General features: G+C 58.9%; 29 protein-coding genes. 13 read left to right on the forward strand and 16 right to left on the reverse strand.

Annotation, left to right across the window (positions count from 1 at the left end):
- Positions 1-2: 2 nt before the first annotated feature.
- Positions 3-1925 carry a precorrin-3B C(17)-methyltransferase gene (cobJ, locus tag NW842_RS04255; RefSeq protein ID WP_414417543.1) on the forward strand — a complete coding sequence of 641 codons (1923 nt, stop codon included), beginning with the start codon at positions 3-5 and terminating at the stop codon, positions 1923-1925.
- An 18-nt stretch (positions 1926-1943) separates the two neighbouring features.
- Here cobJ and modB read toward each other — a convergent pair whose 3' ends face one another.
- A complete protein-coding gene (gene modB / locus NW842_RS04260; RefSeq protein ID WP_414417544.1) occupies positions 1944-3731 on the reverse strand; it encodes a molybdate ABC transporter permease subunit in 1788 nt (595 codons plus the stop codon).
- Between the two features lie 37 nt (positions 3732-3768).
- Positions 3769-4530 (reverse strand): molybdate ABC transporter substrate-binding protein, encoded by a 762-nt coding sequence (gene modA / locus NW842_RS04265; protein WP_414373912.1) that lies wholly within the window; start codon positions 4528-4530, stop codon positions 3769-3771.
- A 255-nt stretch (positions 4531-4785) separates the two neighbouring features.
- Here modA and NW842_RS04270 point away from each other — a divergent pair, with 255 nt between their 5' ends.
- Positions 4786-4995, forward strand: a complete 210-nt coding sequence (locus NW842_RS04270; protein ID WP_414373910.1) for a TOBE domain-containing protein — start codon at positions 4786-4788, stop codon at positions 4993-4995.
- A gap of 28 nt (positions 4996-5023) precedes the next feature.
- On the opposite strand, the gene NW842_RS04275 is transcribed toward NW842_RS04270, so the two are convergent.
- The 14 genes from NW842_RS04275 to NW842_RS04340 form a co-directional block, all read right to left on the reverse strand.
- The gene (locus NW842_RS04275; protein ID WP_414373909.1) at positions 5024-6676 is read right to left on the reverse strand and encodes a helix-turn-helix domain-containing protein; all 1653 of its coding nucleotides are present in this window, start codon (positions 6674-6676) and stop codon (positions 5024-5026) included.
- A 337-nt stretch (positions 6677-7013) separates the two neighbouring features.
- Entirely contained in the window at positions 7014-7271 is a 258-nt protein-coding gene (locus NW842_RS04280; protein WP_011430669.1) for a hypothetical protein, read from the reverse strand.
- Positions 7272-7370: 99 nt separating this feature from the next.
- The gene (locus tag NW842_RS04285) at positions 7371-7748 is read right to left on the reverse strand and encodes a ferrous iron transport protein A (protein ID WP_414417545.1); all 378 of its coding nucleotides are present in this window, start codon (positions 7746-7748) and stop codon (positions 7371-7373) included.
- Between the two features lie 28 nt (positions 7749-7776).
- Positions 7777-8076, reverse strand: a complete 300-nt coding sequence (locus tag NW842_RS04290) for a 2Fe-2S iron-sulfur cluster-binding protein (RefSeq protein WP_414373907.1) — start codon at positions 8074-8076, stop codon at positions 7777-7779.
- Positions 8077-8118: 42 nt separating this feature from the next.
- Positions 8119-8484: a nitrogenase-stabilizing/protective protein NifW gene (gene nifW, locus NW842_RS04295; protein ID WP_414355663.1), complete on the reverse strand. Its 366-nt coding sequence runs from the start codon at positions 8482-8484 to the stop codon at positions 8119-8121.
- Positions 8481-8744: a CCE_0567 family metalloprotein gene (locus NW842_RS04300; RefSeq protein ID WP_011432070.1), complete on the reverse strand. Its 264-nt coding sequence runs from the start codon at positions 8742-8744 to the stop codon at positions 8481-8483. Before NW842_RS04300 ends, nifW begins: the two co-directional genes overlap by 4 nt.
- Before the next feature lie 60 nt (positions 8745-8804).
- On the reverse strand, positions 8805-9260 hold the full coding sequence (locus NW842_RS04305) for a NifX-associated nitrogen fixation protein (protein WP_011430664.1): 456 nt from the start codon (positions 9258-9260) through the stop codon (positions 8805-8807).
- Complete coding sequence (gene nifX / locus NW842_RS04310) at positions 9257-9673, reverse strand: nitrogen fixation protein NifX (RefSeq protein WP_414373904.1); 417 nt, start codon at positions 9671-9673, stop codon at positions 9257-9259. Before nifX ends, NW842_RS04305 begins: the two co-directional genes overlap by 4 nt.
- Positions 9674-9747: 74 nt before the next feature.
- Positions 9748-11088 (reverse strand): nitrogenase iron-molybdenum cofactor biosynthesis protein NifN, encoded by a 1341-nt coding sequence (gene nifN, locus NW842_RS04315; protein WP_414417546.1) that lies wholly within the window; start codon positions 11086-11088, stop codon positions 9748-9750.
- Entirely contained in the window at positions 11085-12479 is a 1395-nt protein-coding gene (nifE, locus tag NW842_RS04320; RefSeq protein ID WP_414416374.1) for a nitrogenase iron-molybdenum cofactor biosynthesis protein NifE, read from the reverse strand. Before nifE ends, nifN begins: the two co-directional genes overlap by 4 nt.
- On the reverse strand, positions 12470-12829 hold the full coding sequence (locus NW842_RS04325) for a Mo-dependent nitrogenase C-terminal domain-containing protein (RefSeq protein ID WP_011430660.1): 360 nt from the start codon (positions 12827-12829) through the stop codon (positions 12470-12472). Before NW842_RS04325 ends, nifE begins: the two co-directional genes overlap by 10 nt.
- Before the next feature lie 3 nt (positions 12830-12832).
- Positions 12833-13057, reverse strand: coding sequence for a DUF2949 domain-containing protein (locus tag NW842_RS04330; RefSeq protein ID WP_011430659.1), 225 nt, complete (start codon positions 13055-13057; stop codon positions 12833-12835).
- Positions 13058-13099: 42 nt separating this feature from the next.
- Positions 13100-13645: a ferritin-like domain-containing protein gene (locus NW842_RS04335; protein ID WP_414417547.1), complete on the reverse strand. Its 546-nt coding sequence runs from the start codon at positions 13643-13645 to the stop codon at positions 13100-13102.
- 54 nt (positions 13646-13699) lie between these two features.
- Positions 13700-13993, reverse strand: a complete 294-nt coding sequence (locus NW842_RS04340) for an Asr1405/Asl0597 family protein (protein ID WP_099813101.1) — start codon at positions 13991-13993, stop codon at positions 13700-13702.
- Positions 13994-14766: 773 nt separating this feature from the next.
- Between NW842_RS04340 and nifB the strand changes: the two genes are divergently transcribed.
- The 11 genes from nifB (at position 14767) to nifT (ending at position 25078) form a co-directional block, all read left to right on the forward strand.
- Positions 14767-16203 carry a nitrogenase cofactor biosynthesis protein NifB gene (gene nifB, locus NW842_RS04345; RefSeq protein ID WP_414417548.1) on the forward strand — a complete coding sequence of 479 codons (1437 nt, stop codon included), beginning with the start codon at positions 14767-14769 and terminating at the stop codon, positions 16201-16203.
- Positions 16204-16228: 25 nt separating this feature from the next.
- Positions 16229-16522, forward strand: a complete 294-nt coding sequence (fdxB, locus tag NW842_RS04350; RefSeq protein WP_414355671.1) for a ferredoxin III, nif-specific — start codon at positions 16229-16231, stop codon at positions 16520-16522.
- 39 nt (positions 16523-16561) lie between these two features.
- Entirely contained in the window at positions 16562-17761 is a 1200-nt protein-coding gene (nifS, locus tag NW842_RS04355) for a cysteine desulfurase NifS (protein ID WP_414373896.1), read from the forward strand.
- A 56-nt stretch (positions 17762-17817) separates the two neighbouring features.
- The gene (gene nifU / locus NW842_RS04360; protein WP_414355673.1) at positions 17818-18729 is read left to right on the forward strand and encodes a Fe-S cluster assembly protein NifU; all 912 of its coding nucleotides are present in this window, start codon (positions 17818-17820) and stop codon (positions 18727-18729) included.
- Positions 18730-19006: 277 nt separating this feature from the next.
- The gene (gene nifH / locus NW842_RS04365) at positions 19007-19885 is read left to right on the forward strand and encodes a nitrogenase iron protein (RefSeq protein ID WP_011430651.1); all 879 of its coding nucleotides are present in this window, start codon (positions 19007-19009) and stop codon (positions 19883-19885) included.
- A gap of 96 nt (positions 19886-19981) precedes the next feature.
- Positions 19982-21445: a nitrogenase molybdenum-iron protein alpha chain gene (gene nifD, locus NW842_RS04370; protein ID WP_099813105.1), complete on the forward strand. Its 1464-nt coding sequence runs from the start codon at positions 19982-19984 to the stop codon at positions 21443-21445.
- Positions 21446-21510: 65 nt separating this feature from the next.
- Positions 21511-23046, forward strand: a complete 1536-nt coding sequence (gene nifK / locus NW842_RS04375) for a nitrogenase molybdenum-iron protein subunit beta (protein ID WP_414417549.1) — start codon at positions 21511-21513, stop codon at positions 23044-23046.
- 248 nt (positions 23047-23294) lie between these two features.
- Positions 23295-24482 carry a homocitrate synthase gene (gene nifV, locus NW842_RS04380; RefSeq protein ID WP_414417550.1) on the forward strand — a complete coding sequence of 396 codons (1188 nt, stop codon included), beginning with the start codon at positions 23295-23297 and terminating at the stop codon, positions 24480-24482.
- On the forward strand, positions 24472-24621 hold the full coding sequence (locus NW842_RS04385) for a hypothetical protein (RefSeq protein WP_011432085.1): 150 nt from the start codon (positions 24472-24474) through the stop codon (positions 24619-24621). The genes nifV and NW842_RS04385 overlap by 11 nt, the downstream gene beginning before the upstream one ends.
- Positions 24618-24881 carry a nitrogen fixation protein NifZ gene (locus tag NW842_RS04390; protein WP_011430646.1) on the forward strand — a complete coding sequence of 88 codons (264 nt, stop codon included), beginning with the start codon at positions 24618-24620 and terminating at the stop codon, positions 24879-24881. Before NW842_RS04385 ends, NW842_RS04390 begins: the two co-directional genes overlap by 4 nt.
- Positions 24878-25078 (forward strand): putative nitrogen fixation protein NifT, encoded by a 201-nt coding sequence (gene nifT, locus NW842_RS04395; RefSeq protein WP_011430645.1) that lies wholly within the window; start codon positions 24878-24880, stop codon positions 25076-25078. The genes NW842_RS04390 and nifT overlap by 4 nt, the downstream gene beginning before the upstream one ends.
- Positions 25079-25119: the final 41 nt, after the last annotated feature.

The raw sequence follows: 25119 nt of genomic DNA on the forward strand, positions 1-25119 counted from the left end.
CGATGAAGCTTGCTCTGTTTGCCCCCAGCCCGCGCGCCCGCCGGTTGGCCAACTCTCTGATCCCGCTCTTGGGCAAGGAGGTGAGCTGCTGGAGCAAAGCTGACCCGCAGGGGCTGCCCTCCCCCTGGCAGGCTTACGGGGATCCCAAGGATCCCACAGCGCCAGGCTCTCTAGCAGAAGCCGTTGCCCAAACCTGGCCCCAGGTGCAGGGCTGTCTCTTCATCTTGGCCGCAGGGTCGGTGGTGCGGCTCATTGCCCCCCTCTTGCAGGACAAGCAGCGGGATCCAGCGGTGGTGGTGGTGGACGAAGCCGGTCGCTGGGCTATTAGCCTGTGCGGGGGACATGTGGGGGGGGCCGATGCCCTGGCGCGGCAGGTGGCCGCTACCTTGGGAGCCCAGCCGGTTCTCACCTCTGCTTCCGAGGGGCTGGGGATCCCGCCTTTGGATTTGCTGGGGGATCCCTACGGCTGGCGGCGGGGCGCTGGAGATTGGAACGGGGTGGCAGCCGCCTTGACGCGGGGAGAGCCGGTGGCCGTTCACCAGACCTGCGGCACGCGGCTTTGGCGACAAGCTTGGCCGGCAGATCATCCCCTAGTGGCCTCCTCTCCTCCCCATCCCGTTGCCCAGATCTGGATTGGGGAATACCTCTCCCCTGCCACGGGGATCCCAACCGTGCACTGGCATCCGCGGGTGCTCTGGGTGGGGGTGGGCTGCGAGCGGGGCACCACCCGCGCTTGGCTAGAGGGATCCCTGCGCCGCCTGTTGCAGGCCCAGGGGCTGGCGTTCGAGGCCATTGCCGGCCTGGCCACCCTAGAGCTCAAGCAAGACGAGCCGGGTCTTTTGGAGCTGGCTCAGGCCCACGGCTGGCCCATTGAGTTTTTCCCGGCAGAGGCTTTGGCTGGGATCCCAGTGCCCCACCCTTCGGAGGCGGTGCGGCAGGCGGTGGGCACCCCCTCGGTAGCGGAGGCGGCTGCCCTCTTGGCAGCTCAGACTTGTCAGACTTGGGGAAGAGGTGACAAGGTTCCTGAGAGGCCATCCTGTGTTGCGGAGAAGGTAGAGCCCTTTGGGGGAGCAACCCTCCTCTGCCCCAAGCAGGTCTTCACCTCGAAAACCGAAGGGGCCTGTACCCTGGCCATTGCCCGCGCGGCGCAGGAGTATTCCCCTCGCAGCGGCCACCTCTGGCTCATCGGCACTGGTCCTGGGGATCTGGGTCAATTGACTTTGGCTGCCCGTATGGCTTTAACTCAGGCCGATGTGGTTGTTGGCTACCAGCTTTATCTGGATCTGGTGGATCCCCTTTTGCACCCCGGCCAAATCCGGGAGGCCTCTCCCATTACCCAAGAGCTGCAGCGAGCCGAACGGGCGATTGCTTGGGCGCAGCAGGGGCTGAAGGTGGCGGTGATTTCTTCGGGGGATGCGGGCATTTACGGCATGGCGGGGCTAGTGTTGGAGTGCTTGGCCCGCTCTGGCTGGGATGGGATCCGCCCTTCTCTGGAGGTGCTGCCGGGGATCTCTGCCTTCCAGGCGGCTGCTGCCCGGCTGGGGGCTCCGCTGATGCACGACTTCTGCGCCATTTCCCTCTCGGATCTGCTTACCCCCTGGCCAGTGATTGCAAAACGCCTGCAGGCGGCTGCAGCTGCCGATTTTGTGGTGGCCCTTTACAACCCCCGCTCCCGGCAGCGGGTGGATCCCTTCTTCAAGGCTCTACAGATCTTTCTGCAGGCCCGACCCGCCCATACCCCCGTGGCTTTGGCCCGCAACCTCTACCGCCCCGGCGAAACCCTCCACCTCACCACCCTAGGGGAGCTGGATCCAGAGCAGGTGGACATGCTCACCCTGGTTCTTATCGGCAACTCTCAGACCTTTCGCCATGGAGACCGGCTGATTACCCCGCGGGGCTATTGCCTGGGCGAAGAACCCACTTGACGGGTGTTAAGCCCAGACTCAAAACACCATCAGATGCCGGGGATCCAACTGCAGCCACCACGGGGATCCCCAACCTTCCACCTCTCGCCAGCGCTCCCGCCACACCTCGGCTTGCAGGTGGTAGTCCTGGCTGTGGGCAGGAGGGCTGCCCAGCTTAAAGAAGAGGGTCAGCCGGTGGGGGGTCTCGCTCCACTTCACCAGCCAAGCGGGAAACGTGTTGGGCAGTCTCCCGTCTGGCCGGAAGGTGAGGTGGTGGGCGCGGATGGCGATGTATTCTCCGGCTGGGGATCCCTGTACCTGCAGCTCACAGCCCCAGTCCAAGGCCAGCACTCGCTGAGAGCCCAGGGGCCTGGCCCGAGAGATGTTTTTGCAGCCCGTCAGTTGCGCCACGCTGAGGCAGGGGGGAGCCTCAAAAAGCTGGTGCTTGTCCCCCTGGACAATGATTCGTCCCTGCTCCATTACAGCCAGATCCCCGCAGAGGCGGAAGGCTTCCTCGATGTTGTGGGTTACCAAAAGCGTGACTCCCTTGTAGTCGGCTAGGATCTCCCCCATCTCCTGCTCCAGATGGCTGCGCAGGTGGGCATCCAAAGCAGAAAAAGGCTCATCTAGCAGCAAGATCTCCGGCTCAGAAGCCAACGCTCGCGCCAAGGCCACCCGCTGCTGCTGTCCTCCAGAGAGCTCGGTGGGGTAGCGGTTTTCCCAGCCTTTCAGCTTGACCAACTGGAGCTGGGCCTGGATCCGCTCCTGTTTTTCGGCCTCGCTCAAGCCCGCAGGGATCCCAAAGGCAATGTTCTGGGCAACGGTGAGGTGGGGAAACAGAGCGTAGTTTTGGAAGATCACCCCCACCCGCCGCTGAGCCGGAGGCAGCCGGATCCCCTGTTCGGCGTCGAACAGGGCCCGCTCGTTGAGCAAAATGCGCCCCCCATCCGGGGTTTCAATTCCGGCAATGCAGCGCAAAAGCAGGCTTTTGCCGGATCCAGAGGCCCCCAGCAAGCCCAGGGGTCGCCCATCGCAGCTCAGTTGTGCCTGAAGCTCAAACTGGGGCAGCTTCTTGTAGATGTCTACCCAGAGGCGAGGGGCCGGAGTTGAGAAATCCGGATCCCTTCTGGTGAGAACCTGTAGAGGACGAGAGGGAGGTCGCTGCCAGGGCCGTCGCTGAAACCAAAGGTTAACTGCCGTCATCACCCCCAAGGACAACATCAAGACCAAGGCCGAGCTAATGGCTGCCCCCCGCATGTCCCCCGCCTGAACGGCAAAGAAGATGGCCATGGATAGGGTTTGCGTGCGGCCCGGGATATTGCCTGCCAGCATCAAGGTGGCGCCGAACTCCCCCAGAGCGCGGGCAAAACTGAGGGTAATCCCCGCCAGGATCCCTGGTAAGGCCAAAGGGATCAGCACCTGCGTAAAAATCTTGGCCCTGCTTGCCCCCAGCGTGCGGGCTGCCGCCACCAGCGTCGGGTCAATCTGCTGGAAAGCTCCCAAAGCCGTGCGGTACATCAGGGGCAGGGCCACCACCACTGCCGTGATCACCCCGGCATACCAGGTGAAGATGACCGATAGGTTCAGCGAGGCCAAAAGTTGTCCCAGAAGGGTTCGCCGACCAAATAGCAGCAACAATAGGAACCCCACCATGGTGGGCGGCAACACCAGCGGCGCCAATAAGATGGCCTCGAGGAGAGAGCGCCACCGACCTCGGTAGTGCAACATCCCGTAAGCCGCCAGCGTCCCCACCCCAAAGGTGATAGCTGTGGCCAAGCCGGCAATCCGTAGGGAGATCCAAAGCGGGGATAGGTCGTAGTCGCTCATTTGGAGTAACTCATCCGCGCCATTGCAGAGGGATCCCTCACAGGCGGATAAAGCCGTACTTCACAAACACCTCTGCTGCTTCTTCTGAGGTTAAAAACTCCAAGTAAGACTGTCCGGCGGGAGTATCGCGCACCAATGCCACCGGGTAGATAATTGGCGTAATGGGATCCGCCGTAGCCACTACTCGCACCCGATTTGAAAGCTGAGCATCCGAGGTAAACAGGATCCCGGCGTCGGCATTGCCCTGCTCCACCGCCGTCAAAATTTCCCGCACCGTGCTGGCAAACACCATCTTGGGCCGCAGCGTCTCAAACACCCCCGCCTCGGTGAGAATTTCCTGGGCATAGCGTCCGGCAGGCATGGCCTGCAGATCCCCAATGGACAGAACCCGGATCTCTTCCGCCACCAAGTCGGCAAAATCCTGAACCTTGGTTCTGGCATTGGCAGGCACAATTAAAGCCATGCGGTTGCTGAGAAGATCCCGCCGGGATCCTGCCACCAGCAGGTTTTGCTGGGCAAGGGCGTCCATAAAAGAGGCGGCTGCGAAAAATACCACGTCCAAAGGAGCCCCCTGCTCCACCTGTTGCTGGAGAGAGCCGGAATTGGCGAAGTTGTACTCAACCTTGATGTCGGGATAGCGGGCGGTGAACAACCGGTCGATTTCCGTTAAAGCCGGTTGCAAGCTCACCGCAGCCCCCACCAAAATGGGCTGAGATTGCGCCAAGCCGGGAGCCGACCCCCACCTCAAAGCCAGAGCGGCCAGGATCCCCAGGAATAACATTGCAGTTCTTCGTTTCATAGCCATTCTTCTTTGACCCGTGACGACTTTCAGAACAGGAAAATCCACCAATCGCTCGGTACTTTGACCATTAGAGGTTGCAGTTTGTATCTTTAAGATACATAATCTAGACTATTGGCAGCCCTTCCTCCCCAGAGGCAACGATAAGCATCTGATAGTATTGAAACCGGTGTTGAATGACCATCCGGCAAGCTCCTCTCTTGTTCAGTTCGGTCAACACCCCTGTTGCTCTGCTTGTTCAACAAAGGAGAAATCATGCAAATCAGCACTCGCAACTTGTTTAAAGGAACTGTAAAAAGCTTCCAGGTGGGCATGGTCAATGCCGAAATTGTTCTGGAAGTTGCACCAGGCATAGAAATAACAGCCATTATTTCTAAGCACTCTGCCGAACGGTTGGGTATAGCAGTTGGAAAAGAAGCGTATGCTGCCATTAAAGCCTCAGATGTGGTCATCGCCGTGGATTAGTGGTGGATTAGCAAATTGAGTGACTGGCCTAGACTTGCTGTTGCCTGGGATCCAAATACAGGGCTTTGATAAGGCGCTGGCGATCGTTTAGGCTGATCTGAAGCCGCCCATTCTCTACATCCCGCACCCAGCTCTGGCTGCGCCCCAGCCTCTGGGCCAATTCCCGCTGGCTGATTCCCTTTTGCTGGCGTGCCGCCGAGATATCCGCTCCACGCAAAGCTTTGCTTGAGGGGAAGTCTTTTGGGTTTTCGGGAGGGCCAGGGAGATCCGAGTCTGTTGCAACAGGCGCAGACTTTGCCCTACGCTGCCGCCGAGATCCCGATTCTCGGGTTGGGGATCTGGCTTCTTGAACTACTCGACGATGCCAGTCGGAGGGCGGATGAAACCGCTGAATGCGAGCCTGCATCAAAAGTCCCCACTTGCCCCGCGGCCCGGCAGCCGTCAGCAAGCCACCGTTGTTGGCATCTTCAATCCAAAAGTTCAATGCCTCGTCCGCATCCTCGGGCACAGCTTCCAGGCGAGCCCACAGGGGTTGAATGGAAGAAGGATAGGTGAGGGGATCGAACTCCGGCTTGAGGCCGTAGTGGTTGAGAACCTCCAGATCGCTTTCAAAGGTGCGCACCAGCCGTTTGCGTTCTTGGAGATTGAGATAAGCTTCCTGCAGTCGCTCTTCCCCGTAGGCCACTCGCATCAGGGTGGGCACCGTCAGACGCTGTTGCCGCCCCATCCTCACTTTGAACAACAGCCACAGCAGCAGGCGCATGGCTCCTTCATGGTGTTGCCAATGGCTCATCACGGCCTGCAGCAGGGATAGGGGCAGGCTGCTGTACTGATAAAAGGCTTGCCCCTGGCGGCACCCTTGTCGATTGAGAAAGTACCGTGTCCATTCGCCGGGCTGAATCGCCCAAGTCAGGCCCACCAGATGGTTGCAGCCCTGCTCATCTTTTTGAAAGTGGCGATGCATCTTGAGCAGCCTCCACAGAGGGCCAGCCGGTACCGAAAACCCCTTCACCCGCCCCTGATCCGGCCAATCGATGGAGACTTGAATCCGACAGAGCTGCTCTATCCAGGTCATGAACAGGTGGAGACGGGTCATCTTGCTCAGATCTTTACGTTTATCCCAGCCCAAATAGGACTCCAATTGTGAGTCGGTGAAAACAAAGGATTCCTTCCAGGGGCTATCCAACCCGGCGGCATAGGCAGCAAAAATAAGATGCAAACAGGCAGTTCGCACATCGATCGGAGCACTTTGTGGGATCCCGTCCAAACATAGAGTTAGGGTCAGAGATCCCTGGTTGTGGCCAACAGATTTCTGATAGCAAACCTGGTTATCTCCCTGCTTTTGCAGATTGAGAGATTGAAATTGAGATAGGAAATTGCAAGCTTCCCAGACCACAATTGACGAAGCAAAAGCCTGGCTATGGCCGTTCAAAAATAGAGGTGGACTGCTGCGAATGCGGGCCGTGACCGTGCGGTTGCGCCCCTTCATGGCTTCATAAGGCTGCGGGGCAGAACCGGGACACAGGCTAACGCACTGAGGTTCTGGGAAGAAACCTTCGCAGTCATTGCACAACAGAGGATTAATCCAGTATTCCCCATCCTGAACAACAATAGCTTTCGTAGGACAGCTATCTACACAAGCGTTGCAACCGATACAATCCCCTGAGATTTGATAAGCCATAGCCCTCAAACTCCATAACGTTTCCCTGTAGCTCTCCCTCGTTCACACCTGCTATCGCATCTGCAAAACCCTAAACCCGGCCATGGAGACCTTCCTCGCAAAGCCGTGGCAGCCCGGCGAGAGACCTTAGTTTAAGGTCAGTTTCCTCAATTCGTGAACTGGATTGAAAGATACCTCAAAAGATCCCCGGCAGGCCAGGGAGATTTGGTCTAGGGTGAACCTTCTGGAAAGCTTTGTTTTCTCTTAACTTCTAATGTTTACAGTGAACTTTTGAGATGGCTTTGCAGGCTACTCCTCCCCCTTGAGAGCCTTTTGGGGATCCGAACTGCAGCAAGTGTCAGGCAAAACGCTCAATAACCAAGCCGACACAAGGTCGTCCGCCCACCCAATACGCCGATTCATCGGCCAGGTTGTGGCTTGGCTCCAGATGCCAACCCAAGGGATTGGGTTCTAGCTCCAGCGCCCGCACGATTTCCTCTGGGCTTAGTCCTGTGCAGAGTTGGATGTGTTGCAACTTGGGGAAAGGCTTTTCCACAAGGCTAAGCTCTTCAGCAGCTTTAAGGATGGAGCCCAGGTGCAACAAACAGGTGTTCATGGCTTTGCTCCCAAATCAAGATAGGTTATGAAGAGATGAGCTTCCCTTACTTTGAGTGTCCCTCATTACAGGTTAAAAATTGGGTAAATAGACTACATTTTAGAAGGCTCTTGGCAAATTTAAGATTGTTTTCTTATTCGGTTCTTGGGTAGACATCAAGGCGCAACGGGGATCCATGTAAACCCAGATGGGTTTAGCTAAATGAGCAGGAAGGGAAAGTTGGCCACTGGGTAGGAGTAGGATCCACTCAGGGTGACGTTGGATAACCTGGAGATAGGTACCTGGAGTGAGACCCATTTGCTGCAATTGGGTGCAAACAGCTTCGGATCCGCGCAGTTGGTAGATGCGACCTTCTTCTCCAACCTTCATGAGTTGGAGAGGAGATATGGTTATTGAGATCTTAGGGACGGTGGGCGGTGCCAACATATAGGGATCCCTAATCTTAGAAGAGGCCATTTGAGCCTTGCCCGAGTCCATTTGCGAGCAGCTTGGAAGCAGCGATCTATCAAACCAAGTAAGCTTCCTGGTGAGTGCGAATCGTACAATTGGAGCGAGGTTTAGCCACGCAGAGCAGCACAAATCCTTTGGCTATTTGCTCCTCATCCAGAAAGGTTTGCTCCGATTGATCGACTTCTCCTTCTACCACTTTGGCCACGCAAGAGGAACAACTACCGGAGCGGCAGGAAGAGGGCAAGTCCACATCTTGATCCTCAGCCGCTTCTAGGATGGTTGAATCTTCATCTACTGAGATATAGGTATCAAGCTGTCGTTTTAGGTTAACCAAGTGAACTGTGTAGGTAGCCATGATGGAGTCTCCAGAGAGCTGACGAGGGGTAAACAAGAGATCTTAGGCAGGGATCCCAGGGCTGCATTCGCCCCGCTCTCCCAAAGAGCTGCAGCCGGCACAGCCGCCGACAGCATCTGGACAACCGTAGTCTTGAAAGACTCGGAATAGCTTCTCCTGCTGCGGAGTAGAGGTGAGAAAGGTTTGGTACGCTTTTTCCAGCGCTTGCCGAGCTTGCTCCAATCGCTCTTCTTCGCTGCCCTGGAAACACTCCAGAGGGCCTAGATACTGAGCGAATTTGCGTAAGATATGCAGGCGATTCACGTTGACCACCCGCGGATCGTAGGGGAGCTCGAAAAAAGCGAAATAATCCTCGGCATTGACTAGGGCTTGGAAGTCTTTCCAACGGCGGTTGTGGTTCCAACTCATCGGCAGGTCTCCAGGGTTTTCAAGCGTTGTCTGAGGGTGTGCAGCCGGGCAAACAGGGCATAGGTGCGGGCTGCCAAGTCGGGGAGTCGCTCGAACCCGTCGGGTAGCCCCTCGGCCAGATCGTGCAGATCCATTTTCAGTTGGCCTGCTTTGCTGTTTAGTCGTTTGATCTCGGTGCGGAGCTGGTCGGCAGACAGGTGTTCAAAGGGCTCGAAATCCAGGCCGTTCACAACATTCTCAACGTCACTCTCATTCAACATGGGCAAGGCACTCCTGATGGCTAAAGAAATTGCTGCACAGACAAAAGGGGAGGCAGGCGGCTACAGCCGGCCCACCTCGGGGTAGGTTCGGGCCAGTTGGATCCCTTTGTCGATAAGGGCAGTAGCTTTTTCAGTGAGCTGTTCGAGAGACTCGAAACCGAAGCGATGGGCGTCTCGCAGGGTGTTGACCACCAACAACAGCCGCCCCGAGAAGACCAGCACCCAACCAAAGCCTTCGCTGTTGAGATCCAGCACCACCTGAGCTAGGAGGCCCGTTTCCTTTTCAATCAGGGCGGCAATGGCGCGGTAGTAGATGAGAATGCGGCTCCGCACCCCGGGATCCACCTCCCCTTCGAGGGATATCTGGCGTTTTTGGGCTTTGGTGACGACAAAGGGCTTGAGCAGCAACTCATCACTCCAGGCGCGGTAGGTGCCGTAGGGATCCGCCGCCCGCAGCTGGCGGACGATCTCCTGCAGGATGGGACTGGTCGAGGGAGAGAGAGGGGTGACGGTCATGGCTGAGCCTCCACAACTGGAGTTGAGGACTCCGGTCTGCTGACGCGCTCGGCCAAGAGCACTTTGCGCAGCCAGGGGGGAGGATTGTGCAGGGTGGTTACCAGGCGCTGCAACAAGCTCTCGATGGATTCTTCTTCCGACTGCACTTTGATGGGGGTGATGCGGCGGTTGATCAGGCGGGCGGCGGCACTGCTGCCAATGGCAGCCACGTAGATGAGGGTGACATCGGCCAAAGCCTGCAGCTTGGGCACCAGCTTGTCCTCGTTGCCGTCTGCCTCCAAGTTGCCCCCAAAGGTGAGGGTCTTACAAAATCGGTAGCCTTCGGGGGTGACTTCGTAGAGGTCGATCTGGTTGGCCCAGCCAAAGTGGGCGTTGACGTGCTTGCCGTCGCGGGTTGTAAAGGCCACTTGCATAGGCGTTCTCCTTAGAACCGTGAACTTGAGGGTTTAGGGGAGCTAGGGGGATCTAGCTCGAAGCTCTGGATCCCTTAGAATCCATGCCCAGAAACCTGGGGTGGGCTGGGGTGACGGGCTTCCTCCTGCTCCATCAGCAGGTTGCCGACAGCAAACAGTTGGGATAGGGTGCCGCGATAGCCCACCTGACAGAGGTGGTTGGCCCCCAGCCGGTCGAAGATGGGGATCCCCATCCGATGCACCGGGATCCCCAGCCGCTTGCCCAGGCGCGCCACGTGGGAGTTGCCCACCAGCAGGTCAGCCCCGGGTGCTAGCTCCTCCAGATCCCCCAGATCTCCCACCCGCACTGCCTCAATGGGAAGGGTGGTCAAGTGGGGATCCGGTGTGGGACTGATGGCCGCCTGGATCTGACAGCCCATATCCAGCAGCCAGTCCACCCACCCCCAGAGCAGATCGGCTTCTAGGGCCAAGGCAATCCGCTGGTTGCCGAAGAAAAAGTGGCAATCCAGGAGGGCATCCTGGACTTGGCTGCGCTGGCGGCGGTAGCGCAGGGGCACCGGCTGTTGGCTGTAGTCGGCCAAGGTTGCCAAAAAGGGATCCACAGCCTTGAGGCCGGTTAGGTGGGGAAAAGCCCGATAGGGGGTGCCGAAACGCTGGGCCAGGAGCTGGGCGACAGGGCGCATGCTCTCCCCAATGGCCAAGGTGAGGCCGGATCGCCCCAGCTGCCGCAGTTGCTCGAGGCTGGTGCCGCCGTCCGGGGTTGCCCTAAAGCCAGTGCCCAAGTGGCCATCTAGGGAGCCTGAGAGATCCGGCACCAAGATTGGCTCCAGGCCAAAAGCTTCCACCATTTCCCTGATCTCCTGGGCGTCGGCAGGGGTGAGGGCAGGCCCGCACAGCACCGTTACCTGAGCAGGGTGGACGGATCCCGACGGCGGCTCTGGCAAGGTGCTGACCAAGCTGTGGACAGCGATGGCATAGCCGTCCTGCAGGGATCCTTTAAAGTCAGGCGTAGAGGCCAAGACGATGGGCAGATCCTGCAATTGCGGCTGGCGCCGGCGCAGCTCCCGCAGGATGCGCGGCATATCGTCCCCGCGGGTTTCCGTGAGGCCGGTGGTCAGAAGACCAATCAGCTCCGGCTGGGCCTTCTCCACCAAGGTGAGGATGGCAGCTTCGACATTCTCCTCCCCCCCCAAGATGGTGTCCACTTCGGACATGGCAGTGGTGGACATGGGAATGGCCTCGCGGAAATGACGTACCAGCAGCGCTTTGGCAAAGGCCGTACAGCCTTGGGAACCGTGGAAGAGCGGCAGACAGCCCTTGATCCCCAGAAAGGCCAGGGCCGCTCCCAGCGGAGCGCTGAGTTTGAGGGGGTTGACGCTGAGAGGCTTGCGTTCTTGGATGAGCTGGGCCATCATCCCACCTCCTCTTCGGCTGGAGTCTCCCAGGGGGCAGGCCGTCGCAACTGCTCCCAGATGGGGCTGTGGAGGGCGGCATCGATCTCCCGCGCCAAGTTCACCAGGCCGCGATAGCCGGCATAAGCGTGGTGCCGCTCCTGGTTGATGTCCAGAAAGGGGATGCGGGCCTTGAGGGCGGTGTACTGGTTGCGTCCGCCGGCGATGAGCAAGTCCGCTTTCGTGCGCTCCACCACCTTGAGCAGCTCTTGAGGGCTGCCCTTGTCCAAGAGAATGCCATCCTGGCCGAGCAGCTCGCGGATGCGGGCTTTGTCTTCTTCGGTGCTTTTGCGGGTGCTGGTGGCCGTTACCTGCATCCCCAGATCTCGGGCAGCAGAGATGATCGACCAACTTTTCACGCCGCCGGTATAAAGGACAACTCGTTTGCCCGCCAGCCGCTGCCGGTAGGGGGCCAAAGCCGCCTCAGCGGCGCGAGTTTCTCGCTCGATGAGGGCCTCGGTACGCTCCTGCAGTTGCGGATCCTTCAGCCCTTGGGCAATGGCCCTTAGGCAGTGGTTCATCTCCTGCAGCCCGTAAAAGGAAGCCTCGATGTAGGGGATCCCATAGCGCTCCTGCATCTTGCGGCCCACATTGAGCAAGGCTTTAGCGCAGATGAGAACGTTCAGCTTGGCCCGGTGGGCGGTACAGATCTCGTGGTAGCGGCCATCGCCGGTGATCTTGGCCAAGATGCGGATCCCCAGCTCGTCAAACAGAGGCAAGACATCCCACAGCTCGCCGGCAATGTTGTACTCGCCGATGAGGTTAATGTCGCGGGGAGTGGTGTACTCCGGGGAGGCGGTGCCGATCACATAGTCCAGCAGGGCTTCTCCGGCCAGACGGTTGCCTAGGTTTTTGCTGCCCACAAAGCCGGGCGCATTCACCGGAATGACCGGGATCCCAAGCTGTCGGCTGGCCCGCTGACACACGGCCTCCACATCGTCGCCAATGAGGGCAGTTACACAAGTGAGATAGACAAAAATGGCGGCAGGCTGGTATTTGGCCTGCAAGTCAAGGATGGCCTGGAACAGCTTTTCCTCCCCCCCGAAGATGATCTCGTTCTCGCTCAGATCGGTGGTGAAGCCCACCCGATAAAGCTGGGGGCCAGAAGAGAGGCTGCCCCGCGTCCCCCAAGAGTTGCCGCTGCAGGCGATTGGCCCATGTACTAGATGGGCGGCATCGGCGATCGGCACCAGGGCAATCGAAGCCCCGTCAAAGGCACAGCCTCCCTGCGCTCCTCCTGGCTTGGCTTGCTCGGCACAGACCTTGTTTTTGCCTTTGCCGTCTTTCTTGTGGTTGTGCTCGCAGGCGGTCTCGTTGAGCAGCTCCGCCACTTTAGTCCGGCTGATCATGGGCATGATGGGATCTCCTGAGAAGAGGGGGGCTGGGGTTGAGCCGCAGCTTCGGCCAGATAAGCCGCCGCCCGTAGCCGCAGGGCGATGATCTCCTCGTAGAGGGGGTTGATGCGACAGAGGGCCGGAATGTGGACGGTGCGGGATCCCAGTCGGATATCCCGCTCAAAGGGACAGGAAGCCGGGATCAAACGACAAATCCAACGCGCCTGCCGGGATCCCCGAATTTCAATGCTGTTGAGCCAGCGGCGCGGCCACTTCAGGGCGGATCTGAAAATTGAGTTCAAAACCAGGCCGAGCCATCCCAAAGGGTTGCCGACTCTGGGAAAGGGAAGAGAAGGGTAGGGATAAGTCATGGCTTAAACCTCCGAATGGGTAGAATTGGTAACAAGAGGAGGGGGAGCACACCATTCAAAAATCTGCTCCAGTTGCTCCAAGGAAATCAGCCCGTAATGCCAAAGAATCATGGGCAAAGGGCCCTGTTCACACCCATGCCGTTTCAGGGCGAAGGTGAGGGCGGATTCCGGGATCCCAAGCTCAACTTGCAAAAACTGCAGCAGCGGCGCCCGATCGGGGGTAAGCATGGCAGAGTCTCCCAAAACAAGGGGTGGGCGTAGATGGGCAAGCTAGGATGGGGACAAGCCCAAAACCAAGCTGTCGGCAGCCAGAAAGTGGGCCAGGTGAAAGGCCCGTTCTTCCGTCCGCAGCAAAATCTGCTCGTAGAGTTGACGGGTGGCGCGATCCCCAACACTTTCCGCCAGAGCCGCCTGGCGACGCAGCAGATCGATTAGGCTTTGCTCGGCCCGCAAATCCGCTTCCAGCATGGGCCGCACAGCCAACGCATCGTCCCCTTCTGGGCTGAAGCAGCACAGCTCCGCCAGCTTGGCAAAGCTGGAGGCCGGGATCCCACCCAGGCCGTTCAGGCGCTCCCCCACCTCATGGGCGTGGTTCTGAACTTCCTGTAGACTTTCGTTGAAAAATTGATGAATTGAGTAGAACTCTGCTCCTTCGACAACCAGATGGTGCTTCAGATACTGCAAATACAGCCCCTGAAGACTGGCCCAAGCCAGGTTGAGGCCCTCGCAGATGGGAACCGTGATCTCCCGTCCCAGGTGAACGGGGTTGTCTCGGACTTGTTGGAAGGAGCGAGTTGAGGGGGATGGAGTGGTCATTGGCGCTACCAAAACGAGGTGAACAGGAGAAGCAAGAAGGCAAACGGCAGAGGTTCAGGGGTGGTCATCCCCTCCTGCAGATCTCTCAGGGGGATCCCAGGTCTGGAGAGACCAGCAGCGATCCAACCAACTCAGCCAGCCAGAGCGGTTGAGGGTGAAAAGGCGGAGCACACTGTGGACGAGGAGGGCTTCGGTGGGGGTGCGAATCATCACCCACAGTTGGCCGGTCGGGGTACAGCCACAGGTCAAATCCAGCTCCTGCAGACGGTAGAGAATCCGCCAGCGATCGCAACGGGGCACCTGCAGCACTTCAGCCGTTTTCGGTGGGGGAGAAACAAGGGGGGACATAAGCTCACCGGTTGGGAAGCAGGGGGCGAGTCTCAACAGAGGGGCAGAACCGTTGGGGTTCTGTTCCCCCGCTTATATCCCCCGCTTATAGCAAGCGGCTGCGGTGGCTCAGGCTTGGCAGCGGGCGATCAGGATTGATTGAGTTATTGCCGATGTACTCAAACCCTGGAAGCTTGGCCCAGAGGGCAAAAAAAGTTTTTCTGAGGGCAGGGGGTTGAGTCTTTTGCCCGCAGGGATCCGGTATTTTTGGGGAAGGGTATGGGTATTTGAGCGAGTACATCCCCCCTGTCACAACAAGAAAGTCCGACGGCCTGCCGCCGCAATAGTCTTCACTTCCTTGGCGAGGACTTTGCCCCAGGGGGATCTTTCCTCAAACTCAAACGGCTATTTTCAATACACTTTTGGGCTGATACGATATTAAATCGTAGCAATTGATGCAAAACGCAGCCGAGGCTGCGGCGCTTGAGTGCACCTGAGCAGATTTTTAGTATTTCTTAAGCATTGCCCCAAGCCCTTGTCGAATCAGGGATTCCGGGGATCCTCCCCACAGCCGGATCCCCCGCCCCTTTGGGTCAAAATACGGCATCCCCGGCCTTGAAAAACCAGACCCTTGACCCCTAAAAAAAGTTGGATTTGGCCTGCCATCAGGCTTTGCAGGTCTTGAGTACAAAGCCAATAAACTCGATCAGTTCTACCGGGCTGAGTGCAACGGAGCGGGCAGAGGGCGGTTGATATAACCGCCAGTAACGTTCTATCCCCTGGTTGACCCCACTATGCCGCCCCTTTCAACTCCGCCCCGCCAGGGATCCCCTTCCCCATCGGCCTGCGCTTGCAGCAGCAGCCCCCGCCAGGCCCTCCCCCCTCATCTGCAGCAACGCATCGCCACCCATCCCTGCTACAGCGAAGCAGCTCACCATCACTACGCCCGCATGCACGTGGCGGTAGCCCCCGCCTGCAACATCCAGTGCAACTACTGCAACCGCAAGTTCGACTGTGCCAACGAGAGCCGGCCCGGTGTGGTCAGCGAGCTGCTTACCCCGGCGGAAGCCGCCCACAAAGTGCTGGTGATTGCCGGCAAGATCCCGCAACTGACGGTGGTGGGCATTGCTGGGCCTGGGGATCCCTTGGCCAACCCCAAGCAAACCTTCGAAACCTTTGCCCGCATCGCCGAGAAAGCCCCGGATCTCAAGCTCTGCCTTTCCACCAACGGCCTGATGTTGCCGGACTACATCGACGAGATCAAACGGCTGAACATCGACCACGTCACCCTGACCATCAACATGGTGGATCCAGAGATCGGAGCCAAGATCTACCCCTGGATCCGCTGGCGGCGCAAGCGCATTCGAGGGGTGGAGGCAGCCCGCATCCTGCACGAACGGCAGATGGAAAGCCTGGATCTGCTGCGGGAGGCAGACATCCTCTGCAAAGTCAACTCCGTTCTCATTCCCGGCATCAACGACACCCACCTCTTGGAAGTGAACCGGGTGATCCAGGAGAAAGGGGCTTTCTTGCACAACATCATGCCCCTGATCTCTGCGCCTGAACACGGCACCTACTTCGGCCTTATCGGCCAGCGGGGCCCCACCCCTCAGGAGTTGAAAGCCCTGCAAGATCGGTGCTCCGGCAACATGCGGATGATGCGCCACTGTCGCCAGTGTCGGGCGGACGCGGTGGGCCTTCTGGGGGAAGACCGCAGCCAAGAGTTCACCAAGGAGCGCTTTATGCAGATGACCCCCGAGTACGACCCCGAAAAACGCCGCCAGGTCCAGGCAAGCATTGCCCAACTGCAAGCTCAGCAGCAGTCAACCCCAACCCACTGGACAGCCGACCTGCCTCCCGACAGCCCCTCCATCCTGGTGGCCGTGGCCAGCAAAGGCGGTGGCTTGGTCAATCGCCACTTCGGCCATGCGCGGGAGTTTTTGATCTACGAGGTCAACGCCCGTGGGGCGCAGTTTGTCGGCCACCGCAAGATCCCGCAGTACTGCCACGGGGGATCCGGCGAGGACAACAACCTAGAGCAAATTCTGGATCTCATCCGGGATTGCCGAGCTGTATTGGTCTCCAAGATTGGCGATTGCCCCATGAAGCGTATTCGCGAGGCCGGCATCGAAGTGGTGGAAGACTACGACCTCATTGAAACGGTGGCCCTCAAGTTTTACCGCACCTGGTTGGTCAACCAGGCCCTGGACAGCAAATCTTCCCGATCTTGAGACCTCATCTTTTGGAGACGCGGCTATGGCTACTGCAACTGCTCTCACCAAAGGCGGACTGCCCTGGATCCCACAGTTTATCGAAAGCTTGGATATCAGCCGCTGCCTCGGCTGTAGCCGTTGCCTCAAGGTCTGTGGCCGGGGTGTGTTCGCCCTCAGAGCCCTCAACGAAGACGGCGAGTTTGTCGAAAACGAAGAGGAAGAAGAAAGTGAGCGCAAAGTGATGACCATCCTCAATGCCGCCCTCTGCATCGGCTGTCAGGCTTGCGCCCGCATTTGCCCAAAGCAGTGCCATTCCCACGCTCCGCAAGCCGTTTAACGTTGCCCAACCCCTACCTTGTATCGATTCGGAGCCTGTATGAACCCCGTGATCTACCTGGACAACAACGCCACCACCGCCGTGGATCCCCTGGTTCTGGAGGCGATGCTGCCCTATTTGCAGACCTTCTACGGCAACCCCTCCTCGATGCACAGTTTTGGCGGCCAGGTGGGGCGTGCCCTCAACCAAGCCCGCGAACAGGTGGCAGCCCTTCTGGGAGCGGATCCGACGGAGATTGTCTTCACCAGTGGCGGCACCGAAGGCAACACCACGGCCATTTATGCAGCCTTGGCAGCCCAACCCCAGAAGCGCCACATCATCACCACGCAGGTAGAGCACGCCTCGGTGCTCAACGTCTGCAAGCACCTGGAAAAACAAGGCTACCGCGTCACCTACCTCTCGGTGGATGAGCAAGGCTGCCTGGACTTGCTGGAGTTGGAAGCAGCCCTGACCGGCGATACTGCCCTGGTGAGCTGCATGGCCGCCAACAACGAGACGGGCGTGCTTTTCCCCATCGAGGCGGTGGGATCCCTGGCCCGCAGCTACGGGGCTGTTGTCCATGTGGACGCAGTGCAGGCGGTGGGCAAAATCCCCCTCGATCTGCAGCGCCTGCCGGTGGATCTCCTCACCCTTTCCGGGCACAAGCTGCATGCCCCCAAGGGGATCGGCGCTCTCTATGTGCGGCGGGGCTTGCGCTTCCGTCCGTTGCTGCTGGGAGGGCATCAGGAGCGAGGCCGCCGCGCCGGAACGGAAAATGTGCCGGGCATCATCGCCCTGGGCAAAGCGGCTGAGCTGGCCCAAGCCCACCTCGGGGATCCCCATGAGCGGCTGCTGCGGGATCGCTTGGAGCAGGGCTTGCTACAGCGGATCCCGGATGTCCAGGTTAACGGCCACCCCACTCAGCGGCTGCCCAACACCACCAACTTGGGCTTCAAGTTCGTGGAAGGGGAAGCGATCCTCTTCTGGCTGAACAAATACGGCATCTGCGCCTCCTCCGGCTCCGCCTGCACTTCCGGATCCCTGGAGCCCTCCCATGTGCTGCGGGCCATGGGCCTGCCCTACACCGTTTTGCACGGCTCAATCCGCTTCAGCCTCTCTCGCTTTACCCAGCCGGCAGAGGTGGAGCGGGTGCTGGAGGTTTTGCCGGGGATCATTGAGCATTTGCGGGCCATCTCCCCCTTCAGCCACGAGGCGGAAGACTGGCTGCAACAGCAGGAACGGGAACTGGCTCGCCGCTGACCCCCCTCAAACTCATCTTCCCTCGACCGTTAGCATCCTCAACTCAGGATCCAGCCATGTGGGACTACAGCGAAAAAGTTTTGGAACTCTTCTACCACCCCAAAAACCAAGGGGCAATGGATCCCAGCTCCGAGCCTGGTGTTCGGGTGGTGGTGGGAGAAGTGGGCAGCATCACCTGTGGCGATGCCCTGCGGCTCTACTTAAAGGTGGACGAGGCCAGCGAGCGCATCTTGGCTGCCAGCTTCCAAACCTTCGGCTGCACCAGCGCCATTGCCTCTTCCTCGGCCCTGACGGAGCTGATCACCGGCCTCACTCTGGATGAAGCCCTGCGGATCGACAACCGCCAAATCGCTGACTACCTAGGCGGCCTGCCCCCCGCCAAGATGCACTGCTCGGTGATGGGGCAAGAGGCTCTGGAGGCAGCCATCTACAGCTATCGCGGCCTTCCCCTACCTGACCATACGGATGATGACAGCGCCTTGGTCTGCTCCTGCTTTGGCGTCAGCGAGCAAAAGATCCGCCGCTTGATCCGGGAAAACCACCTCACCTCCGCTGAGGAAGTAACAGCCTACAGCAAAGCGGGTGGTGGCTGTGGTTCCTGCCTGGCCCAGATTGAAGACCTGATTGCCGCCGTTCTGGCCGAGACTGACGCAACCCCTTCAGAAGATTCAAGAAATTCAAAAGGGAACTCCCAAAACCAGACAGAGCCCTCTCCCGCTGCTCCCTCTCCCCTCACCACCTTGCAAAAGATCGCCCGCATTCAGGCCGTCCTGGAGGAGGAAGTTCGCCCGCTGCTGTTGGCCGATGGCGGCGATGTGGAGCTGTACGACCTGGAAGGGGATCAGGTGTGGGTGCGCCTCAAGGGATCCTGCACCACCTGCCCCAGCCAGCAAAACACCCTGCGGTTGCTCATCGAAACCCGCCTGCAAGAACAGGTGTGGCCCACTTTAACCGTGCATGCCCTCTAGTTCCCCATTCTCGATAAGCCTGAGAGCCCTATGATCTGCCCCACTGTTACTCCCCGTCGCTTCCCCCATCTCCTGCCTCGATTCGGGAGAGCCCCACCGTTCAACCGGTTTGCTTTTGGATTCCAAGGGATCCAAGGCTGCCTTCCCGCGAGCTGAAATCCTTTGCAGTAAGGATCCCGTCTCGCTAATGCGACCAGTTGCGCCCATTGGCAAGAGATTTCTAACCCTTAAGTCGCCCTCAAGTTTTTCCTCAAGTCTTCATTAGGAGAACTGAACCATGAGACAAATTGCATTCTACGGCAAAGGCGGTATCGGCAAATCCACTACCTGTCAGAATACCGTTGCCGGTATGGCCGAATTGGGACAGCGGATCATGATCGTCGGCTGCGACCCGAAAGCCGATTCCACCCGCCTCATGTTGCACTGCAAAGCCCAGACCACCGTCCTTCACCTGGCTGCTGAGCGGGGATCCGTAGAAGACGTGGAGCTGGAAGAAGTGGTTCTCACCGGCTACCGAGGGGTGCGCTGCGTGGAATCCGGTGGCCCCGAGCCTGGTGTTGGCTGTGCCGGACGAGGCATCATCACCGCCATCAATTTCTTGGAAGAAAACGGAGCCTACGAGGATCTGGACTTTGTCTGCTACGACGTGCTGGGGGACGTGGTCTGCGGCGGTTTTGCCATGCCCATTCGGGAGGGCAAGGCCCAAGAGATCTACATTGTTTGCTCCGGCGAAATGATGGCCATGTATGCGGCCAACAACATCGCCCGCGGCGTGCTGAAATACGCCTACTCCGGCGGCGTGCGCTTGGGTGGCTTGATCTGCAACAGCCGCAAAGTGGATCGCGAGATCGAGCTGATCGAAGCTCTGGCCGAAAAGCTCAACACCAAAATGCTGCACTTCATCCCCCGCGACAATGTGGTTCAGCACGCAGAATTGCGCCGCATGACGGTGATCGAGTACTCCCCCGACTGCAACCAAGCTGACGAGTATCGGGCCTTGGCCAAAAAGATCATCAACAACACGGATCTGAGGATCCCCACCCCCATCTCTATGGATGAGCTGGAACAGTTGTTGATAGAGTTCGGCGTTTTGGACGACGACCAGAAAATCGCCCACCTCATCGGCAAAACCGAAAAAGAGTTGGCCCCAGTGTGAACTTAAAGATGGGCTGGGGGTGGATCCCTTCCTCCCTCGGCCCTCGGTTCCCCCTAGTTTCTTTCTCAAAAAAATCCAGTAGATGAGGCTCTTCCCATGACTACTCCAAAAAGCGCCCTCAAAGAGGAAAACCGAAAAGTTATTGCAGAAGTTCTGGAAACCTATCCGGAAAAGGCCAAGCAAAAGCGAGCCAAACACCTCAACGTCTACGACAAGGGCAAAACGGATTGCGGAGTAAAGTCCAACATCAAGTCGATCCCCGGCGTCATGACCACTCGCGGCTGTGCCTATGCCGGTTCCAAGGGGGTGGTGTGGGGGCCGGTCAAAGACATGATCCACCTCAGCCATGGCCCCGTGGGCTGCGGCTACTACTCCTGGTCGGGAAGGCGCAATTACTACGTCGGCACAACCGGGGTAGATACCTTCGTTACCATGCAGTTCACCTCCGATTTTCAGGAGCGAGATGTGGTGTTCGGGGGGGACAAAAAACTGGCCAAACTCTTGGTGGAAGCCAGCGAACTCTTCCCCTTGGCCAAAGGCATTACCATCCAGTCCGAATGCCCCGTCGGCTTGATCGGGGATGACATCGAGGCAGTGGCCAAGAGAGTTTCCAAAGAAATTGGCAAGCCGGTGGTGCCGGTGCGCTGCGAGGGCTTTCGGGGGGTTTCCCAGTCCCTGGGCCACCACATTGCTAACGATACAGTGCGGGACTGGGTTCTGCCCATTGCTGACAAGAAAGCCAAGGAGGGATCCCTCAACTTTGAGCCCGGCCCTTATGATGTGGCCCTGATTGGGGACTACAACATCGGCGGCGACGCCTGGTCTTCCCGGATTTTGCTGGAAGAGATGGGCCTGCGGGTGGTGACCCAGTTCTCCGGCGATGGCACCTGGAACGAGATGTTGCTTGCCCCCCGGGTAAAGCTGAATCTCATCCACTGCTACCGCTCCATGAACTACATCTGCCGCCACATGGAGGAAGCCTACGGGATCCCCTGGCTGGAGTTCAATTTCTTTGGCCCCACCCAAATTGCCAAGTCGCTGCGGGCCATCGCCCAGCGGTTCGACGAGACCATCCAGGCCAAGGCAGAGCAGGTGATCGCCAAGTACAAGCCCCAGAGCGAGGCCATCATTGCCAAGTACCGTCCCCGCCTGGAGGGCAAGCGGGTGATGCTGATGGTGGGCGGACTGCGGCCCCGCCACGTCATCCCGGCCTTCCGGGAGCTGGGCATGGAGGTGATTGCCACCGGCTACGAATTCGGCCACGGCGACGACTACAAGCGCACCACCCAGTACATCGATGATGGCACCCTCATCTACGATGACGTGTCCGGCTACGAGTTTGAAGAATTTGCCAAGAGGTTGAAGCCAGATCTCATCGCCTCCGGCATCAAGGAGAAGTACGTCTTTCAAAAGATGGCTTTGCCCTTCCGCCAGATGCACTCTTGGGACTACTCCGGCCCCTACCACGGCTACGACGGCTTTGCCGTGTTCGCTCGCGATATGGATTTGGCTTTGAATAGCCCCACCTGGGATCTGGTCAAAGCCCCCTGGAAATCCTAGCTTGCCGCCGGGATCCCAGACGCGAACGGCCCTTCCTTCCCCTGCCCCTCATTAGGAGACCGACCATGCCGCAAGATATCCAAGACATCAAAGATCATGCCCGCCTGTTTCAAGATCCGGAATATCAGGCGCTTCTGCAGTGCAAGCAAACCTTTGAAGATCTCCCTTCCCCGGAAGAAGTGGCCCGGGTGGCCGAATGGACAAAATCTTGGGAATACCGGGAGAAAAACTTTCAGCGGGAAGCTTTGACGATAAACCCTGCCAAAGCCTGCCAACCCTTGGGGGCCATCTTCGCCGCTGTCGGCTTCGAGGGAACTTTGCCCTTCGTCCATGGATCCCAGGGGTGTGTGGCCTATTTTCGCACCCATCTCACCCGCCACTTTAAGGAGCCCTTTTCGGCGGTCTCCACCTCGATGACGGAAGATGCGGCGGTGTTTGGCGGCCTCAAAAACCTAATCGAGGGACTGGAAAATGCCTACGCCCTCTACAAGCCCAAGATGATCGCCGTGTGCACCACCTGCATGGCGGAGGTGATCGGGGATGACCTGGGGGCCTTCATCACCACGGCCAGAAATGAGGGAGTGATTTCCCGCGACTTCCCGGTGCCCTATGCCCACACGCCAAGCTTTGTGGGATCCCACATCACCGGCTACGACAACATGCTCAAGAGCATTCTCAGCACCCTCACCGAGCCGGTGGGCCGCACGGGTAGCAATGGCTACATCAACGTCATCCCTGGCTTCGATACCTACGTGGGCAACTTGCGGGAGATCAAGCGCATCTTCGGCTTATTTGGGATCCCGCTGACTTTGCTGGCGGACAACTCCGACTATTTGGATTCGCCCAACGACGGCACTTTCCACATGTATCCCGGCGGAACCCCTCTGGAGGTGGCCGCCCAATGCCTCAACGCCGAGGCTACTTTTTCCTTCCAGCGCTACACCACGCCCAAGACCCTGGAGTTTCTAGCAGAGGCCTCGGGTCGGCCCACCCTGACGGCGCGGCCAGTGGGTATTCGGGGCACGGATGAGTTTTTGATGCAGCTATCCCAGTTAACGGGCAAGCCCATTCCCGCCGAGCTGGAGATCGAACGGGGCCGGGCGGTGGATGCTTTCACGGACTCCCAAGCGTGGATCCACGGCAAGCGGGTAGCCCTGTATGGGGATCCGGATCTGGTGATGGGCTTGCTCAGCCTGTTGCTGGAGCTGGGAGCGGAGCCGATCCATGTGGTGGTGACCAACAGCAACGAGGAGTTCGAAGCCGAGGCGCGGGCACTGCTGGCCTCCAGTCCCTATGGACAGGGGGCAACCGTCTGGGGGGGCAAGGATCTCTGGCATCTGCGCTCTCTGATGTTCACCGAGCCGGTGGATCTGCTGATCGGCAATTCCTACGGCAAATACCTGTGGCGGGATACGGGCACGCCTTTGGTGCGCATCGGCTACCCCATCTTCGACCGCCACCATCTGCATCGCTATCCCACCTATGGCTATGTGGGGGCGCTCAACCTCCTTAACTGGATTGTCAACACCATTCTGGATGAGGCAGATCGGCGCAGCATCATCCCCGGCAAAACCGATTTTTCCTTCGACTTAATTCGTTAGCTTCCGGAGTAGGGGGATCCCAGAGGCTAGATAGATCTTGTCAAGGATCCCCTGCTCCAAAGACTCCACCCCGCTAAGAGGAACAGCCAAGCCTTACAGGAATCTGATGAATTCTGCCAGAACTTCGGTTGAGCTTTCTACCCTGGACATGATTGCCCTGACGCAACCGGGGTCGCGCCAGCGGTGCGGAGCACCATCGACGGTTACCGATTGCCTTGTCAGGCCGTAGGCCTTGGAGGATGGATCCCATGAATTCCTCTATCACCATCAACGACACCACCCTGCGCGATGGGGAGCAAGCGGCAGGGGTAGCCTTCCAAATCCCCGAGAAAATCTCCATTGCCGCCCTCTTGGATGCCATTGGCGTACCCGAAATTGAGGTGGGGATCCCGGCCATGGGCGCCGTGGAAACGGAAGCCATTCGCGCCATGCTCAGCCTGGGGCTGCGGGCTCAGCTGCTGGGGTGGAACCGGGCTGTGCCCAGCGATATCCTCGCCTCTATTCGTTGCGGCCTCAAGCGGATCCACATCTCCGTGCCGGTCTCGGATCGGCAAATCGCTGCCAAGTTCCAAGGGGATCGCCCTCGGCTGCTGCGACAGTTGCGCCAATGCGTGGAGATGGCCTTGGAGCAAGGGCTGTGGGTCTCGGTGGGGGCAGAAGATGCCAGCCGCACCCCCCTGGAGCAGGTGATCGAGTTGGCCCAAATGGCCCAAAGCTGGGGCTGTCGGCGCTTCCGCTACTGCGATACGGTGGGCGTTTTGGATCCTTTTAGCACCTACAAGCAGATTCGCCGTCTGGTGCGGGCCATCGATATCCCTGTGGAGATGCATACCCACGACGACCTGGGCATGGCCACTGCCAATGCCTTGGCCGGAATCCGCGCCGGCGCTCAGTCGGTAAACACCACCGTCAACGGCTTGGGGGAACGGGCCGGCAATGCCCCCTTGGAAGAGGTGGTGATGGCTTTGCGCTACACCTTGGGGATCGACGTTGGGGTGGATACCTGCCGTCTGCGGGAGCTGTCTCAACAGGTGGCACGGGCCAGCGGTGCTCCCCTCCCCCCCTGGAAGGCCATCGTCGGTGACAACGCCTTTGCCCACGAGTCGGGCATTCACGCTGCAGGGGTGCTACGGGATCCCCAGACCTATGAGCCTTTCCCACCAGAAGCCGTGGGCAGCCAGCGGCGGCTGGTGTTGGGCAAACACTCCGGCAGGCATTTGCTGCTGCAAATCCTCAAGGAACAGGGGATCCCTGTCGAGCAGATCCCGCCTGGCCAGCTGGAAAAGCTCCTGGAACAGGTGCGGCAGCACGTCACCCACTGCAAGCATCCGATCCCACCGGCGGAACTGGCCCGTTATTGCCGCGCAACGCTGACGCAATGGGCGCAACACACTCCAGAACCCATCCCAGAGGAGAGCCATCCCGATGTTGTCTAACCGCTTGTCCGGAAAGGAAACTTCCAAATCTCAGGCCATTTTGGCAGCCGTGTCTCGACGGGCGCGCCAAGTAGGCCGCAGCCTAACCCGCCAAGAGCTTTGTCAGGTGCTGGCAGAAATCACAGGAGGTACCCCATGAGCGACGAACTGGAGCTGGATCGCCCTCCCCAATTTGAGCTGGGCGACAAAGTCCGCATCCGTAAGGTCATCCGCAACGATGGCACCTTCTTCGGCCAGCCGGTGGGGAAAATCTTGGCCGTTCCGGGCGACGAAGGTTACGTGATTTCCATTGGCACCTTTCTACAACGGTTTTACGTCTATGCCGTCCACTGCTTGGCCAAAGGCTTGGTGGTGGGGTGCCGTGCCCAAGAGCTGGAACTTGTGGAGAAAGGGCTATGAAAGTCATCCTGCACGAAAGTGCCTACGGGCATTTGATGGTCTACGTTCCCAAAAAAGATCTGGAAGAATCGGTTGTGGCCACCCGTTCAGAGGCCGGGGAAACCATTTTCACCTTGAGCAACGGTTGGGAATTGTCCATCCCGGAGCTGCCGGAGCCTTTGTCTCTGCCCAAGACGGTAGAGGCCAAACGCCTCTAGCCAACGGTTGGCTGAACAATTCAAGCAATTCTATTCCTATC

The sequence above is a fragment of the Synechococcus sp. R55.4 genome, assembly GCF_047461935.1.
Classification (GTDB): domain Bacteria; phylum Cyanobacteriota; class Cyanobacteriia; order Thermostichales; family Thermostichaceae; genus Thermostichus.

Coding starts and splice junctions, on each gene's coding strand:
- nifH (WP_011430651.1), top strand. CDS start 19,007: ATGAGACAAATTGCATTCTACGGCAAAGGCGGTATCGGCAAATCCACT.
- nifD (WP_099813105.1), top strand. CDS start 19,982: ATGACTACTCCAAAAAGCGCCCTCAAAGAGGAAAACCGAAAAGTTATT.
- NW842_RS04285 (WP_414417545.1), bottom strand. CDS start 7,748: ATGGACTCGGGCAAGGCTCAAATGGCCTCTTCTAAGATTAGGGATCCC.
- NW842_RS04270 (WP_414373910.1), top strand. CDS start 4,786: ATGCAAATCAGCACTCGCAACTTGTTTAAAGGAACTGTAAAAAGCTTC.
- nifT (WP_011430645.1), top strand. CDS start 24,878: ATGAAAGTCATCCTGCACGAAAGTGCCTACGGGCATTTGATGGTCTAC.
- nifU (WP_414355673.1), top strand. CDS start 17,818: ATGTGGGACTACAGCGAAAAAGTTTTGGAACTCTTCTACCACCCCAAA.
- nifW (WP_414355663.1), bottom strand. CDS start 8,484: ATGAGTTGGAACCACAACCGCCGTTGGAAAGACTTCCAAGCCCTAGTC.
- cobJ (WP_414417543.1), top strand. CDS start 3: ATGAAGCTTGCTCTGTTTGCCCCCAGCCCGCGCGCCCGCCGGTTGGCC.
- nifB (WP_414417548.1), top strand. CDS start 14,767: ATGCCGCCCCTTTCAACTCCGCCCCGCCAGGGATCCCCTTCCCCATCG.
- NW842_RS04300 (WP_011432070.1), bottom strand. CDS start 8,744: ATGTTGAATGAGAGTGACGTTGAGAATGTTGTGAACGGCCTGGATTTC.
- NW842_RS04385 (WP_011432085.1), top strand. CDS start 24,472: ATGTTGTCTAACCGCTTGTCCGGAAAGGAAACTTCCAAATCTCAGGCC.
- nifE (WP_414416374.1), bottom strand. CDS start 12,479: ATGCCCATGATCAGCCGGACTAAAGTGGCGGAGCTGCTCAACGAGACC.
- NW842_RS04390 (WP_011430646.1), top strand. CDS start 24,618: ATGAGCGACGAACTGGAGCTGGATCGCCCTCCCCAATTTGAGCTGGGC.
- nifK (WP_414417549.1), top strand. CDS start 21,511: ATGCCGCAAGATATCCAAGACATCAAAGATCATGCCCGCCTGTTTCAA.
- NW842_RS04330 (WP_011430659.1), bottom strand. CDS start 13,057: ATGCTTACCCCCGATCGGGCGCCGCTGCTGCAGTTTTTGCAAGTTGAG.
- NW842_RS04340 (WP_099813101.1), bottom strand. CDS start 13,993: ATGTCCCCCCTTGTTTCTCCCCCACCGAAAACGGCTGAAGTGCTGCAG.
- NW842_RS04325 (WP_011430660.1), bottom strand. CDS start 12,829: ATGACTTATCCCTACCCTTCTCTTCCCTTTCCCAGAGTCGGCAACCCT.
- NW842_RS04290 (WP_414373907.1), bottom strand. CDS start 8,076: ATGGCTACCTACACAGTTCACTTGGTTAACCTAAAACGACAGCTTGAT.
- NW842_RS04280 (WP_011430669.1), bottom strand. CDS start 7,271: ATGAACACCTGTTTGTTGCACCTGGGCTCCATCCTTAAAGCTGCTGAA.
- modA (WP_414373912.1), bottom strand. CDS start 4,530: ATGAAACGAAGAACTGCAATGTTATTCCTGGGGATCCTGGCCGCTCTG.
- nifS (WP_414373896.1), top strand. CDS start 16,562: ATGAACCCCGTGATCTACCTGGACAACAACGCCACCACCGCCGTGGAT.
- NW842_RS04335 (WP_414417547.1), bottom strand. CDS start 13,645: ATGACCACTCCATCCCCCTCAACTCGCTCCTTCCAACAAGTCCGAGAC.
- modB (WP_414417544.1), bottom strand. CDS start 3,731: ATGAGCGACTACGACCTATCCCCGCTTTGGATCTCCCTACGGATTGCC.
- nifN (WP_414417546.1), bottom strand. CDS start 11,088: ATGATGGCCCAGCTCATCCAAGAACGCAAGCCTCTCAGCGTCAACCCC.
- NW842_RS04275 (WP_414373909.1), bottom strand. CDS start 6,676: ATGGCTTATCAAATCTCAGGGGATTGTATCGGTTGCAACGCTTGTGTA.
- nifX (WP_414373904.1), bottom strand. CDS start 9,673: ATGCAAGTGGCCTTTACAACCCGCGACGGCAAGCACGTCAACGCCCAC.
- fdxB (WP_414355671.1), top strand. CDS start 16,229: ATGGCTACTGCAACTGCTCTCACCAAAGGCGGACTGCCCTGGATCCCA.
- NW842_RS04305 (WP_011430664.1), bottom strand. CDS start 9,260: ATGACCGTCACCCCTCTCTCTCCCTCGACCAGTCCCATCCTGCAGGAG.
- nifV (WP_414417550.1), top strand. CDS start 23,295: ATGAATTCCTCTATCACCATCAACGACACCACCCTGCGCGATGGGGAG.